Below are 807 nucleotides of genomic sequence, written 5' to 3' on the forward strand. Positions count from 1 at the left end.
CCGCATGCGCGGCCGCTCGAAAGCCTCGTCGGCATTGGTTGGGTCGTCGGCCCAGCCGACATTTTGGCGGCGCAGGACATCGCGCAATGCCGCGCGCCGCATGCCAAGGAGCGGCCGCACGATCCAACTGCGCCAGTCATACAAGGTGGCCGGCGCCATGCCGGCAAGACCGCGGCCTGACAGTTCGACAAGACCTCGGCCCTCGTTCCGCGCCAACCCTTCTTCGCGCCCTTGACGCATCAGCACCGTTTCCGCCTGGTCGTCGGCGGTATGGCCGGTGAGGATCAGGCCGATGCCTTGCGCTTGTGCCGCTTCAGCCAGCAACCGGTAGCGCTCTTCCCGTGCCGCGGCGGGCAGACCCGTCGACGGCTTGGGACCCGACCATGTCACAATGCGGTGTGGAATTCCGTGTGTGGCGCACAGCTTGGCCACCGCTTGCGCCTCCGCTGCCGAACCGGACCGCAAGCCGTGATCGATCGTCACCGCCAGCAGCTTGGTTGCCGGCGCCGTGCGGTCGAGATGGTGTTTGAGAAGGAGGAGCAGGGCGGTCGAGTCGCTGCCGCCGGACACGGCCGCAACAGCGCCGCTGGTAAAATCGATATGCGAAAAAAGACTTGTCGAAAGATCCGGCTCGATGTCGAGCATAATGCCTGTCGCCCAAAAGTGGTCCCGGTTTTAGGACAACGACATGTATGACAAGGATTAGCAGGCAGCCAGAGCCTTCTCCTGCTTGACGCGTTCCTTGAGCGCGCTGGAAATATCGGGGTAGCGCTTGCCGACCTCGCTGAAAGTGGCGCAGGCAACGTC

General features: G+C 64.1%; 1 protein-coding gene and 1 pseudogene. Both read right to left on the bottom strand.

Annotation, left to right across the window (positions count from 1 at the left end; genetic code table 11):
- Positions 1-645: tRNA lysidine(34) synthetase TilS (gene tilS / locus EN935_RS38380; protein WP_127374365.1), on the bottom strand; the 645-nt coding region annotated here is incomplete at its 3' end.
- Between the two features lie 57 nt (positions 646-702).
- Positions 703-807: pseudogene (locus EN935_RS42595) on the bottom strand (tol-pal system protein YbgF); the annotation flags it as partial.

The sequence above is a fragment of the Mesorhizobium sp. M7D.F.Ca.US.004.03.1.1 genome (assembly GCF_003998635.1).
GTDB lineage: Bacteria > Pseudomonadota > Alphaproteobacteria > Rhizobiales > Rhizobiaceae > Mesorhizobium > Mesorhizobium loti.